The following is a 12,555-nucleotide window of genomic DNA, read 5'->3' on the forward strand; positions in this document are numbered from 1 at the left end:
CCGGGCGGGAACTTCATGGACCCCTGGGGCGAGATTTTTGCCAATTCGGGAGCCGACCTTGATCATCACCCGCCGCGCCTTCACTACGATGCTGTCGCTGACCGGGCTTGCCGCGCTCGCCGGGCTCTCGCCGCTGCAGTTCGTCTCCGAGGCCATGGCGCAGTCGGCCGCCGACGTCGCCAAGCCCGTATCGCTGCCCGACATGGCGCTCGGCCCGAACGACGCCGCCGTCACCATCACCGAATACGCCTCGATGACCTGCCCGCATTGTGCCGCCTTCAACGAGCAGGTGTTCCCGAAGATCAAGAAGGAATACATCGACACCGGCAAGGTGCGTTACATCTTCCGCGAGTTCCCGCTCGACATCAAAGCCGCCGCCGGCTCGATGTTGTCCCGCTGCATCGCCAATGGCGACGGGCCGAAATACTTCGCGGTCACCGACATGCTGTTCCGCCAGCAGAACGACTGGGTGGTGAAGAACACCACCGAGACCCTGACGCGGATCGGCAAGCAGGCCGGCCTCACCCAGCAGCAGGTCGAGGCCTGCCTGAAGGATCAGGCGCTGCTCGACAAGATTGCCGCCGACCAGAAATATGCCAGCGACGTTCTGAAGGTGGATTCGACGCCGACCTTCTTCATCAACGGCGAGAAGATCAAGGGCGAGACCTCGTTCGAGGAGTTCGCCAAGAAGATCAATCCGCTGCTGAAGAGCTGATTCGCTCGTCAATATCCTGATTCGCATCTCGAAAGCCGTATCTTTCCCGGCATAAATCCCTTGGGAAAAGCGGCTTTCGCCGGTTGCCCTCGCGGCGCACCGCGGCCATTGTCCAGCCGCATGAGGCGCCTCGCGCGACTCGCCCGGATAGCGACACTGCCTTCCATGGTAGTGTCCCGGCAGGGGGATTCGCGCCTGCCAACAGAGATGCGTGCTTATGAAAATCACCCGCCTGCGCCTTCACGGCTTCAAGTCCTTCGTTGAGCCCACGGACTTCGTCATCGAGCCCGGCCTGACCGGCGTGGTTGGGCCCAACGGTTGCGGCAAGTCGAATCTCGTCGAAGCGCTGCGCTGGGCGATGGGTGAGACCTCGTATAAGTCGCTGCGCGCCGCCGACATGGACGCGGTGATCTTCGCCGGCTCCGGCAACCGTCCCGCGCGCAACCACGCCGAAGTGACGATGACGATCGACAATGCCGATCGCACCGCGCCGGCGGCGATGAACGACAGCCAGCTGCTCGAAATCTCCCGCCGCATCGAGCGCGAGGCGGGGTCGGTCTACCGCATCAACGGCCGCGACGTACGCGCCCGCGACGTGCAGATCCTGTTTGCGGATGCCGCCACCGGCGCGCGTTCGCCGGCCCTCGTCCACCAGGGCAAGATCGGCGAGATCATCCAGGCCAAGCCCGAGCAGCGCCGCCGCGTGCTGGAAGACGCTGCCGGCGTCGCCGGTCTGCACGCCCGCCGCCACGAGGCCGAGCTGCGGCTGAAGGCGGCCGAAACCAACCTGACCCGCGTCGAGGACGTGATCGGCCAGCTCGCAGGACAAATGGAAGGCCTGAAGAAGCAGGCCCGCCAGGCCGTGCGCTACCGCGAGGTCGCGGCCAAGGTCCGCAAGGCCGAAGCTACGCTGTTTCATCTGCGCTGGATCGGCGCGCATGCCGACGTCAACGAATCCGGCCAGACCCATGACATCGCCGTCCGCGAGATGGCCGAGCGCACCCAGCACCAGGCCGAAGCCGCCCGCATCCAGGCGATCCGCGCCGCCGAAATGCCGGCGCTGCGCGATGCCGAGGCGCGCGCCGCTGCAGGCTTGCAGCGCCTGACCAATGCCCGCGAGCTGCTCGACCGCGAGGAAGAGCGCGCCAAGGAGCGCGTCGCCGAGCTCGAGCGTCGTCTCGCCCAGTTCGAAGGCGATATCTCGCGCGCCCAGCAGCAGACCATGGACGCCGACGTCGCGCTGCAGCGGCTCGACACCGAAGACTCCGAACTGAAGGAAGAGATCAAGTCGCGCGTCGAGAAGCGCTCCGGTGTCGACGAGCGCGTCGGCGAAGCCGAGGCGGTGCTGACCGAAACCGAGCAGCAGTTCGCCGAGCTCACCACCGCGCTCGCCGACCTCACCGCCAAGCGCAACCAGCTCGAGGCCAACGTCCGCACCCACCGCGACAAGCTCGCCCGGCTCGACCAGGAGATCGCGAACGTCGCAGCGGAAGAGCAGAAGCTTGCCGCCGAGACCGGCGGCTTCGGCGATCTCGACGAGCTGACCGCGACGGTCGAGACCGCGGAGCAGACGCTGGCCGCCTCGGAAGCCGCAGCGCAAGCGAGCGAAGCCGCCCACGTCGCGGCACGCCAGACGCTGGAATCCTCGCGCTCGCCGCTGGTCGAGGCCGACAAGCGCGCACAGCGGCTCGAAACCGAGGCGCGCACGATTTCCAAGATCCTCAACGGCGAGACCAAGAATCTGTGGCCGCCGATCATCGACGGCATCACCGTCGACAAGGGTTTTGAAAAGGCGATCGGCGCCGCGCTCGGCGACGATCTCGATGCCCCGATCGACCCGTCGGCGCCGATGCGCTGGACCAATGTCGGCCAGACCGACGGCGATCCGGAGCTGCCCGAAGGCGCCGTGCCGCTCGCCAATCATGTGCAGGCGCCGGCCGAGCTGACGCGCCGTCTGGCCCAGATCGGCGTGGTGCCGCGCGAGCGCGGTGCCGAGCTGGTCTCTCAGCTCAAGACCGGCCAGCGGCTGGTTTCGCCCGAGGGCGACGTCTGGCGCTGGGACGGTTTTGTCGCGGCCGCTCACGCCCCGACCGGCGCAGCGAGGCGCCTGGCCGAGCGCGCCCGCCTCGTCGACATCGAGAACGAGCTGGAGCAGGCCCGCATCGACGCGCAGATCAAGCGTCAGGCGCTGGAGAACGCCGAGTCCGAGCTGCAGATGGCGGCCAGCACCGAAGGCGCCAGCCGGGAAGCCTGGCGCGCCGCGCAGCGCGAGCTCAACGTCGCGCGCGAGCGTCATGCCACCGCCGAGCGCGAGATCAGCCGCCATGCCGCGCGCAAGGCAACACTGTCGGAAGCGCACAGCCGTCTCGCCGCCGACCGCGCCGAGGCCGAAGCTGCGTATGAATATGCCGAAGCCGGCATTTCCGAGCTGCCGTCGAGCGAGGACACCGAAACCCGTCTCGCCGCGGTCCGCAGCGACATCGAAGGCCATCGCCGCATGGCCGCCCAGGTCCGCGCCGAGGCGCAGGCGCTGGCGCGCGAGGCCGAGCTCGCCGACCGCCGCGTGCAGGCGATCCTGGCCGAGCGCACCGAGTGGCAGAACCGCAAGGAGAGTGCGGCCTCCCACATCGACACCATCCAGGCCCGCATCGCCGAGCTCACGATCGAGCGCAGCGAGCTCGAAAACGCGCCGCAAGTGTTCGCCGAGAAGCGCAGCGCGCTGATCACCGAGATCGAATATGCGGAAAACGACCGCCGCATGGCCGCCGACGCGCTCGCCACCGCGGAGACCGCGATGGCCGAGACCGATCGCGTCGCCAAGCTGACCTTGGAGGCGCTCTCCAGCTCGCGCGAGGCCACCGCCCGCGCCGAGGAGCGCATGGAAGGCGCCCGGCGCCGGCTCGAGGACATCGAGCGCGAGATCCGCGACATGCTGGAAGTCGAGCCGCAAGCCGTCGCCGGCCTTGCCGAACTTGAGCCCGGTGCGGAGCTGCCGCCGCTGCACGACATCGAGGAAGACCTCGAGAAGATGCGCCGCGACCGCGAGCGCCTCGGCGCCGTCAATCTGCGCGCCGAGGAGGAGCTGCGCGAGGTCGAGACCCAGCACACCGGCCTCGTCACCGAACGCGACGACCTCGTCGAAGCCATCAAGCGGCTGCGCCAGGGCATCCAGAGCCTCAACAAGGAAGCGCGCGAGCGCCTCTTGACCTCGTTCGAGGTCGTCAACAACCACTTCAAGCGCCTGTTCGTCGAGCTGTTCGGCGGCGGCGAAGCGGCGCTGCACCTGATCGAGAGCGACGACCCGCTGGAAGCCGGCCTCGAAATCATTGCGAAACCGCCGGGCAAGAAGCCGCAGACGCTGTCGCTGCTCTCGGGCGGCGAGCAGGCGTTGACCGCGATGGCGTTGATCTTCGCGGTGTTCCTCACCAACCCTTCGCCGATCTGCGTGCTGGACGAAGTCGACGCGCCGCTCGACGACCACAACGTCGAACGGTACTGCAACCTGCTGCACGAGATGACCGGCTCGACCGACACGCGCTTCATCATCATCACGCACAATCCGATCACGATGGCGCGGATGAACCGCCTGTTCGGCGTCACCATGGCCGAGCGCGGCGTCTCGCAGCTGGTGTCGGTCAGCCTGTCCGAAGCGGTGGACATCCTCGACCAGAACGTGGCGTGACGCTGCGGTCGTTCCACACCCATTGACGTCATCATCCGCGAAGGCGGATGATCCAGTACGCCGCGGCTTCTCGGTTGACGGCACTGTCTCGGAGTACTGGATGCCCCGCCTTCGCGGGGCATGACTGCGGATGATGATAGCCCCCACCCTCCCCGCCGAACTCAAGGCCGCCCTCGACGGCAAGCTGCAGGGCTTCTCCCGCACCGACGCTGCACAACGGTCGCAGAAAATCTCGACCGCCTACCGCGCCGGCGGCGGCTCCGGCACCATCAAGACGGACTCCGATGCGCTCGCCTATGCGCTCGCGCGCATGCCGGCGACCTACGCGGCCGTGGCCGCCAGCCTCAATGCGCTCACCGAGATTGCGCCCGATCTCGCCCCGGAAACGTTGCTCGATGTCGGCGCAGGTCCGGGCACCGCGAGCTGGGCCGCTGCGGAAGCCTTTCCATCGCTGCAGGATTTTACCCTGCTCGACGCCAACGCCACCTTGAGCCGGCTTGCACTCGAACTGGCGCGCGACAGCTCACGATTGGCGGAGTGCCGCTATCTGCCCGGCGATGCCGGCGGCAACCTCACTGAAGTCTCGCCAGCCGATCTCGTCGTCGCCAGCTACGTCATCGGCGAGCTGGGCGAAAGCGACCAGCGCAAGCTCGCGGACGCGATGTGGGCAAAAGCGCGCCACGCGCTGGTCGTGATCGAGCCCGGCACGCCCGCCGGCACCGCGCGCATCCTCGCCCTGCGGCAGCAGCTGATCGCGGCTGGCGCTTACGTCGCCGCCCCCTGCCCGCACGAAAAGCCCTGCCCGCTCACCGCGCCCGACTGGTGCCATTTCAACCAGCGCCTGCCGCGCTCGCAGGCGCACCGCCAGATCAAGGGCGCCGAGATGCCGTTCGAGGACGAGCGTCTTATCTACGTCGCGCTGACCCGAACGCCGCCGACTACCCGTGCCGCGCGCGTGCTGGCGCCCCCGGATGTCGGCAAGGCCGAGATCACGGCCAAGCTCTGCACCGAGGACGGCGTCGCCATCACGAGGGTGCCTCGCCGCGACAAGGCCGCCTATGCTGGGGCACGCCGCTGGCGCTGGGGCGACGCTATTCTGTCCGAAAGTTAACCTCGTTCCGGACTTTTGCCTTGAACGCGGGCGGCTCCACATTCGACCAAGTCTTACCTCCCCTCTGCGCCGGGCTCTCATCCTGCGCCAATTTGGTCTAGGCTAGCGCCTGCCTTCTTCCCCCTTCAGGAGTTCTCCATGTCGACCGGCTGGATCGTTCTCGGCGTCATCGTCGTCCTCGCGCTGTTCGCCTTCAGCGCCTACAACCGCCTGGTGGCGCTGAGCCAGCGCGTCGGCCAGGCCTTTGCCGATATCGACGTGCAGCTCAAGCAGCGCCACGACCTGATTCCGAACCTGGTCGAGACGGTGAAGGGCTACGCCTCGCATGAGCGCGGCACGCTCGACGATGTCATCAAGGCACGCAATTCGGCGATGTCGGCGCAGGGGCCGGCGCAGGTTTCTGCGGCCGAGAACCAGCTGTCCGGCGCGCTCGGCCGGCTGATCGCGCTGTCGGAGGCCTATCCCGACCTCAAGGCCAACGCCAATTTCCAGCAACTCGCATCCGAGCTTTCCGACCTCGAGAACAAGATCGCGGCGAGCCGCCGCTTCTTCAACAACGCGGTCCAGGAATACAACACCGGCATCCAGCAGCTGCCCGCCGCCTTGTTCGCAGGCATGTTCGGCTTCACCAGGAAGGACTTCTTCGATCTCGGCGCCAGCCGCACCGAGGTCGAGGCCGCGCCGCAGGTGAAGTTCTGATCTTGAGCCGATAGGCCGGCAGGGCACCCGCGTCATGGCCGCGTATGGACTCTACACGCACATCGCCTCGAACAAGCTTCGTTCGATGCTGCTGCTCGCCGGCCTGTTCATGCTGGTCTACGTGCTGGTCTATGCTGGCGCGCTGGTCGCCGAAGTCGTCATCAACGGCAATGAGACCGTCGTCTATTACCTGAGGCGCGCCCTCCACGATCTGATCGTGGCCGCGCCGGTTGCGACGATCGTGGCGGCGGCCTGGGTCGTGATCGCCTATTTCTTCCACCAGTCGATGATCGACGCGGTGACCGGCGGCCACGACGTCACGAGGCAGGAGGAGCCGCGGCTCTACAATCTGCTGGAAAACCTCTGCATCTCGCGCGGCATCACCATGCCGAAGCTGAAGATCATGGAGAGCCCGGCGCTGAACGCGTTCGCGACCGGCCTCAATCCGCGGCAATATTCGATCACCGTCACCACGGGTCTCCTCGATGCCCTGAACGACAAGGAGATCGAGGCGGTGCTGGGCCACGAGCTGACCCACATCAAGAACGGCGATGTGCAGCTGATGGTGGTCGCCGTCATCATCGCCGGCGTGGTCGGCTTCTTCGGCGAATTGTTCTTCCGCCTGTTCACCAATTTCAACTGGAGCTCCGGCTCCGGCGGCTCATGGTCCTCGGGCTCCTCCTCGTCGTCGCGGTCGTCCTCCTCCTCGAGCGACAACAAGAGTTCCGGCGGCGGCGCGGTAATCGTGATCATCATCGCGATCGTGCTGATCGTGGTGGCCTGGCTGCTGTCCCAGGTGGTCAAGCTCGCACTGTCACGTTCGCGCGAATATCTCGCCGACGCCGGCTCCGTCGAGCTGACGAAAGACCCTGATGCGATGATCTCGGCGCTGCGCAAGATCGAGAATCGCGGCGAGCTGCCCGGCGCGACCTCGGCCGTGATGGAGCTCTGCGTCGACAATCCCCGCGAGGGCTTTGCCGATCTGTTCGCGACCCACCCATCCGTGCAGTCCCGGGTCGACGCGCTGGTCAAGTTTGCCGGCGGCCACGATCCTGGCCCGCGGCCGCTGGCCGAGAAAACGGAGGAGCCCGAGGCGCAAGCCGACCTGCAGGACGCCCCACCGCCGCTGCGTCATGGCCCGTGGGACGACGCCAGCGGCCCGGCCGCTCCTCCGCCGCCCCTGCCCGCACCCGGCCCCTCGGAGACCGCGAGCAGCAAGCCTACAGGCAATCTCATGGGTCCCTGGGGCCGTCATTAAGCACGCGATGTCCTGCCATGCGCGGCGGGTTTCGCCGCGATTGGGAAAAACTTCGGGAATTGCCGTATCGACATGCCGAGGATTTGAATTCTCCCTTGTTTCTGCCATGTTCGCGCCCAACAGCAGACTTGGGACATCCTTGGGACATCGATTTGGGGCCCGGCCGATTGCGACCTCGCGATCGGGGGCGCGTTAGGGGACAGCAATGGCAAAGCCGGCAGTGGTTGTGGTGGGCGCGGACAAGGGCGGGGTCGGCAAGACCACGGTGTCGCGGACCTTGCTCGATTATTTTTCCGCCAACAACGTGCCGACGCGCGCCTTCGACACGGAATCGCCGCGCGGAACCCTGAAGCGCTTCCACCCCGACATCACCGAGATCGTCGACATGACGACGACATCGGACCAGATGAAGATCTTCGACACACTTAACGCGGTGAGCCCGTCGGTGACCGTGATCGACGTTCGCGCGGGCCTGCTCTCGCCTGCGCTGGCTTCGCTGCGCGACATCGGCTTCCTCGACGCCGCCAAGGCCGGCCAGATCACCTTCGCGGTGTTCCACATCCTCGGACCCTCGATCGCCTCGCTGGAGGAGATCGCCGAGACCGCCGGCTTCATGACCGGCGCAAAATATTTCCTGGTGAAGAACTTCATCAACGACACCCAGTTCTTCCAATGGGACCAGGCGACCTACAATTCCTACTTCCACCGCATTAAGGACGCGACCGAGCTGACCATCCCCAAGCTCAACGAAATGGCCTATGAGCAGGTCGAAGTGTCCTCCGTCCCGTTCCTGAAATTCGTCGCCAACAAGGGCATCAGCGACGAGGCCGCGAACTATTCCTTCGTGCTGCGCGGCTATGTCCGGCACTGGCTGGCGAATGTCTGGAGCGAGTTCGACCGGATCCGGCTGACTGACATCGTGGGTTCGAAGCCCGTCACCCGAAACAGCGAAAAATAGTTGCGCAAGCAGGGCTGATACGGCTGGATTGGTCGCCAGGTTCGACTGATATAGCTGCCGATGCCCGCAACGCCCGTCTACATCATCTGCTCGCCCCGCCCGCAGGTCGGCAAGACACTGCTGGCGCGGCTGCTTGCCGAATTTCTGCTGCTCAAGAACGGCAATGTCGCGGCCTTCGACGTCAATCTGAAGGAACCGTCGCTGCTCGACTACCTGCCAAAGATCACGGAGACCGCCGACGTGATCGATACCTACGGCAAGATGCAGCTGATGGACCGCGTCATCGTCGATGACGGCATGGCCAAGGTGATCGACCTCGGCTTCCACGCCTTCGACGAGTTCTTCAAGATGACCGACGAAATCGGCCTCTTGAAGGAGGCCGCCCGCCGCCACGTCGCACCACAGATCCTGTTCGTCGCCGACACCGACCGCGCCTCGGCCCGCGCCCACGAGATGCTGCGCGGGCAGATCCCGCGGATGAACCTGATCACCGTGGACAATGAATATGTCGTGCGCGGCGAGCTGCCGGCCGCGATGGCCGGCGGCCGCCTGTTCCGCCTGCCTGCCTTGCCCGGCTTCCTCAAGACCTATGTCGACCGGCTGAACTTCTCCTTCACCGGCTATCTGCGCCAAGAGAAGGACGCGTCGACCGAGCTGCACCAATGGACCCGGCGGAATTACTTTGCTTTCCGCGAGCTCGAGCTCAGCCTGATCCTGCAGCGATCCTAGATAATTTCACCCGGATAATATTGACTGCGGGTTGAAGCGGGCTTATTGAGGCGGACATCGGTATCCCCTCAGCAAGGCCTGTCACCGTGAGCATCGACCGGAAAGCAGCGATCGCCGCCTACAAGGAGCGAAAGACCATCGCGGGCGTCTATGTCGTCCGCTGTGCGGCCTCCGGCGAGGCCTGGGTCGGCCAGGCACCGAACCTCGAGACGATCCAGAACCGCATCTGGTTCTCGCTACGCCAAGGCAGCCACACCTGCCGCAGCCTCCAGGCTGCCTGGAATGCGCATGGCGAGGCCGGCCTGACCTTTGGCGAATGCGAGCGCCTGGAGGATGAGGAAACCGCCTATGTCAGGAACGCACTCCTGAAGGAGCGCCTGCTGCATTGGCGGGATGAACTGAAGGCCGAGGCGATCTGAAGATCGCGGCGACCTCTCAGTGTCCCTCGAACGTCATCAGCGTTCGCACGGGCACGTCCATGGCGCGCAGCTTGGCGGCGCCGCCGAGCTCGGGCAAGTCGATGATGAAGCAGGCGGCGACGACGTTGGCGCCGATCTGGCGCAGCAGCTTCACCGCGCCCTCCGCGGTGCCGCCGGTGGCGATGAGGTCGTCGACCAGGATGACGCGCTCGCCGGGCTGGATCGCGTCGACATGCATCTCCATCTCGTCGATGCCGTATTCGAGCGAGTAGGCGATGCGCACGGTGGTGTGCGGCAGCTTGCCTTTCTTGCGGATCGGCACGAAGCCGGCCGAGAGCTGGTGCGCCACTGCGCCGCCGATGATGAAGCCACGCGCCTCCATGCCTGCGACCTTGTCGATCTTGTTGCCGGCCCAGGGATTGACGAGCTCGTCCACCGCGCGGCGGAACGCGCGCGCGTCAGCGAGCAGGGTCGTGATGTCGCGGAACATGATCCCCGGCTTGGGATAGTCGGGGATGGTCCGGACGCTCGCCTTGATATCGTGGTCAAAGGTCATTGGTGCCTCTCAATCGACACGCGCATCCAACCGGAACGCGTTTTCAACAATACGCAAGCCCACCTCATTGCTGAGCGACATCAGCGATTCCGGGTGGAATTGCACGCCGGCGACCGGCAGCGTCTTGTGCTCCAGCGCCATGGCGACACCGTCCTCGGTGCTGGCTGTGACGGACAACACCTCCGGCATGCTGTCGCGCTCGAAATAAAGCGAGTGATAGCGGCCGATGACGATCTCGTTCGGCAGATTGCGCATCAATCGCCCGCCGCGCACCTGCACCCGCGAGGGCCGGCCATGGGCGGGATGGGTGAGTTGGCCGAGCTCGCCGCCGAAATATTCGCCGATCGCCTGCACGCCCAAGCAGACGCCGAACACCGGCAGCTTCCTCTCCAGCGCCGCGTCGATCGTCTTCTTGATCCCGAAATCTTCCGGCCTGCCGGGACCGGGCGACAGCACCAGCAAATCCCATGTCTTCCGCTTGAGCATGTCGAGCGCATGCACATGGCGGACCACGGTAACGTCGGCGCCGACCTGGCGGAAATAATCAGCGAGCATGTGCACGAAGCTATCGTCGTGATCGATCAACAGCACCCGCTTGCCCGAGCCGGTCGCATCGGGCGCAAAGGTCGACAGCGGCTTCGGCGGATCGCCGCGCAGCGCCTGGAACAGCGCGGCGGCCTTGACCTGGCATTCGCGGTCTTCAGCGGCCGGATCGGAATCGAACAGGCAGGTGGCGCCGACGCGCACTTCGGCGAGACCATCCTTCATGCGGATGGTGCGGATGGTCAGGCCGGTGTTGATGCTGCCGTCGAAGTTCACCGCACCGATCGCGCCGGCATACCAGCGGCGCGGCGAGCGCTCGTGATCCTCGACGAACTGCATCGCCCAGAGCTTGGGTGCGCCGGTCACCGTCACCGCCCAGGCGTGGGTGAGGAAGGCATCGAGCGCGTCGAAGCCGGGGCGCAGCATGCCCTCGACATGATCGACGGTGTGGAAGAGCTTTGAATAGGTCTCGATCTGGCGCCGCGCCAGCACCTTGATCGTGCCGGGCACGCAGACGCGCGCCTTGTCGTTACGGTCGACGTCGGTGCACATGTTGAGCTCGAACTCGTCCTTCTCCGAGTTCAGGAGCTGGCGGATCTGCTCGGCGTCGCCGATCGCATCGCTGCCGCGCGCGATCGTGCCCGAGATCGGGCAGGTCTCGACCCGGCGCCCGTCCGACCGCACGAACATTTCCGGCGAGGCCGACACCAGAAATTCGCCCTCACCCAGATTCATCAGCGCGCCGTAGGGCGACGGGTTGATGACGCAGAGGCGCTGGAAGACTTCGGCCGGCGAACGATCGCAAGGCTCGGCGAACAGCTGCCCAGGCACCGCTTCAAAGAGATCACCGCGGGCGAAGGCCGCACGCGCGGTCTCGACCGTTGCCTGATATTCGCCGGGCGCGTGATCGGCAAAACCCTGCCGCGGCGTCTTCAGATACGGACTCTCGGCAGTCTCGCGGGGCAGGCCCTCGGTGGATTTGCCCTTCCAGGCAAAGTCGTACGAGAGCACCACGCCGCGGCCGGTGGCGCGGTCATAGGCCAGCAGGCGATCGGGGACGTAGAGCACGATGTCGCGCTGGTCCTGCTCGCGCGCGCGCTTCTGCACGAGGTCCTCGATCTGGAACACCAGGTCGTAGGCGAAGGCGCCGAACAGGCCGAGCAGTCCGTCGTCATTGGCGGAGAAGGCGGCGACGAGATCGCGCACCAGCGACATCACGCTGGCGCGCCGCGTACGCTGGTCTTCCTCGACCGGCGCATCGCCGCGGATGATGTGGCCGGCAAGCCGCGTCGCCGTCTTCTCGGAGATGACGACGCAGGGCTCGCGCAGCACATCGACCAGGAAGGCGATCAGCACCTGCCCACGCTCGTTCAGCGCTTCCAGCTTGAAATTGACGCCAGTGGTCTCGAGCTTGAGCGGCGGATCGGAGAAGCCGAGGTCAAAGCTCTCATAGCGGCCGGGCACGGTCGTGCCCGAGGACAGCACCACGCCGCGACGGCGGTCGAGCAGGCTCACGAGATCGTCGAGCCTGTTGGCGCCGCCGGTGAACTGCTCCGCCACGCGCGTGATCGTGAGACCCGCGCGGGTCGCGTACTCACTTCTGGCCGGGAGGGCAAAGACTGTCCTGTTCATGTGATCCTCTTGGGGTCCTCTTACGAGACTTGCCGAGGAAACGCCACACAGGACAAACGATCAGGCCGCCGCACTGCGTTGGCGACCTCAGACGATTTGGGAAAGGAAAATCGCACCGGCCACCTCGTTAGGAGGTGCGCCACCAAAAACGGGCTGGGCGAACGGCGGTGCTCATGGGGGCGATACTCACCATGGCGCGGGGGCGGCGTCAAGGGTGGCCGGGCAGTAGCCCGGATGGAGCGCAGCGCAATCC

10 protein-coding genes are annotated in these 12,555 nt (G+C 65.9%); 8 read left to right on the forward strand and 2 right to left on the reverse strand.

Translation table 11 applies throughout. The annotated features are described in order from the left end of the window. Nucleotides 1–58: 58 nt before the first annotated feature. The 8 genes from GGD61_RS21285 to GGD61_RS21320 all read left to right on the forward strand — a co-directional run bounded on the left by GGD61_RS21285 (nucleotide 59) and on the right by GGD61_RS21320 (nucleotide 9,571). Complete coding sequence (locus tag GGD61_RS21285; RefSeq protein WP_092261530.1) at nucleotides 59–715, forward strand: DsbA family protein; 657 nt, start codon at nucleotides 59–61, stop codon at nucleotides 713–715. A gap of 217 nt (nucleotides 716–932) precedes the next feature. Then, on the forward strand, nucleotides 933–4,397 hold the full coding sequence (gene smc / locus GGD61_RS21290) for a chromosome segregation protein SMC (RefSeq protein WP_092261531.1): 3,465 nt from the start codon (nucleotides 933–935) through the stop codon (nucleotides 4,395–4,397). A 130-nt stretch (nucleotides 4,398–4,527) separates the two neighbouring features. After that, nucleotides 4,528–5,508: a small ribosomal subunit Rsm22 family protein gene (locus GGD61_RS21295; protein ID WP_092261532.1), complete on the forward strand. Its 981-nt coding sequence runs from the start codon at nucleotides 4,528–4,530 to the stop codon at nucleotides 5,506–5,508. A 138-nt stretch (nucleotides 5,509–5,646) separates the two neighbouring features. Beyond that, entirely contained in the window at nucleotides 5,647–6,207 is a 561-nt protein-coding gene (locus GGD61_RS21300; protein WP_018323315.1) for a LemA family protein, read from the forward strand. Between the two features lie 34 nt (nucleotides 6,208–6,241). Beyond that, nucleotides 6,242–7,465 carry a M48 family metallopeptidase gene (locus GGD61_RS21305; RefSeq protein ID WP_183231079.1) on the forward strand — a complete coding sequence of 408 codons (1,224 nt, stop codon included), beginning with the start codon at nucleotides 6,242–6,244 and terminating at the stop codon, nucleotides 7,463–7,465. Between the two features lie 205 nt (nucleotides 7,466–7,670). Further along, entirely contained in the window at nucleotides 7,671–8,423 is a 753-nt protein-coding gene (locus tag GGD61_RS21310) for a hypothetical protein (protein ID WP_018323313.1), read from the forward strand. Between the two features lie 60 nt (nucleotides 8,424–8,483). Beyond that, nucleotides 8,484–9,152: a hypothetical protein gene (locus tag GGD61_RS21315; protein ID WP_028141698.1), complete on the forward strand. Its 669-nt coding sequence runs from the start codon at nucleotides 8,484–8,486 to the stop codon at nucleotides 9,150–9,152. A gap of 86 nt (nucleotides 9,153–9,238) precedes the next feature. Then, entirely contained in the window at nucleotides 9,239–9,571 is a 333-nt protein-coding gene (locus GGD61_RS21320; RefSeq protein ID WP_092261534.1) for a GIY-YIG nuclease family protein, read from the forward strand. A 16-nt stretch (nucleotides 9,572–9,587) separates the two neighbouring features. Here GGD61_RS21320 and GGD61_RS21325 read toward each other — a convergent pair whose 3' ends face one another. Both GGD61_RS21325 and GGD61_RS21330 read right to left on the reverse strand, forming a co-directional pair. Beyond that, nucleotides 9,588–10,127 (reverse strand): adenine phosphoribosyltransferase, encoded by a 540-nt coding sequence (locus tag GGD61_RS21325; RefSeq protein ID WP_018323310.1) that lies wholly within the window; start codon nucleotides 10,125–10,127, stop codon nucleotides 9,588–9,590. Nucleotides 10,128–10,136: 9 nt separating this feature from the next. After that, entirely contained in the window at nucleotides 10,137–12,302 is a 2,166-nt protein-coding gene (locus tag GGD61_RS21330) for an anthranilate synthase component I (RefSeq protein ID WP_183231080.1), read from the reverse strand. Nucleotides 12,303–12,555 lie beyond the last annotated feature (253 nt).

The sequence above is a fragment of the Bradyrhizobium sp. SBR1B genome, assembly GCF_014198205.1.
In the GTDB taxonomy this organism is placed as follows: Bacteria; Pseudomonadota; Alphaproteobacteria; order Rhizobiales; family Xanthobacteraceae; genus Bradyrhizobium.

Bases quoted from the DNA above. Each gene is read 5' to 3' on its own strand.
- smc (WP_092261531.1), top strand. From the start codon at position 933: ATGAAAATCACCCGCCTGCGCCTTCACGGCTTCAAGTCCTTCGTTGAG.
- GGD61_RS21295 (WP_092261532.1), top strand. From the start codon at position 4,528: ATGATGATAGCCCCCACCCTCCCCGCCGAACTCAAGGCCGCCCTCGAC.
- GGD61_RS21300 (WP_018323315.1), top strand. From the start codon at position 5,647: ATGTCGACCGGCTGGATCGTTCTCGGCGTCATCGTCGTCCTCGCGCTG.
- GGD61_RS21305 (WP_183231079.1), top strand. From the start codon at position 6,242: ATGGCCGCGTATGGACTCTACACGCACATCGCCTCGAACAAGCTTCGT.
- GGD61_RS21310 (WP_018323313.1), top strand. From the start codon at position 7,671: ATGGCAAAGCCGGCAGTGGTTGTGGTGGGCGCGGACAAGGGCGGGGTC.
- GGD61_RS21315 (WP_028141698.1), top strand. From the start codon at position 8,484: ATGCCCGCAACGCCCGTCTACATCATCTGCTCGCCCCGCCCGCAGGTC.
- GGD61_RS21325 (WP_018323310.1), bottom strand. From the start codon at position 10,127: ATGACCTTTGACCACGATATCAAGGCGAGCGTCCGGACCATCCCCGAC.
- GGD61_RS21330 (WP_183231080.1), bottom strand. From the start codon at position 12,302: ATGAACAGGACAGTCTTTGCCCTCCCGGCCAGAAGTGAGTACGCGACC.